At 57.2% G+C, this 500-nt stretch carries 1 rRNA gene; it reads right to left on the bottom strand.

The features are described 5' to 3' along the window. A 23S ribosomal RNA gene (locus ACFP2V_RS38635) occupies positions 1-500 on the bottom strand; the annotation flags it as partial.

Below are 500 nucleotides of genomic sequence, written 5' to 3'. Positions count from 1 at the left end.
TCACTAGACCAGTGAGCTATTACGCACTCTTTCAAGGGTGGCTGCTTCTAAGCCAACCTCCTGGTTGTCTGTGCGACTCCACATCCTTTCCCACTTAGCGTACGCTTGGGGGCCTTAGTCGATGCTCTGGGCTGTTTCCCTCTCGACCATGGAGCTTATCCCCCACGGTCTCACTGCCGCGCTCTCACTTGCCGGCATTCGGAGTTTGGCTAAGGTCAGTAACCCGGTAGGGCCCATCGCCTATCCAGTGCTCTACCTCCGGCAAGAAACACGCGACGCTGCACCTAAATGCATTTCGGGGAGAACCAGCTATCACGGAGTTTGATTGGCCTTTCACCCCTAACCACAGGTCATCCCCCAGGTTTTCAACCCTGGTGGGTTCGGTCCTCCACGAAGTCTTACCTCCGCTTCAACCTGCCCATGGCTAGATCACTCCGCTTCGGGTCTTGGGCATGCTACTGCGTCGCCCTGTTCGGACTCGCTTTCGCTACGGCTTCCCC

This window comes from Streptomyces incanus (assembly GCF_042656345.1).
Taxonomy (GTDB): domain Bacteria; phylum Actinomycetota; class Actinomycetes; order Streptomycetales; family Streptomycetaceae; genus Streptomyces; species Streptomyces incanus.
This window is presented reverse-complemented; position numbering and strand designations above follow the sequence as displayed.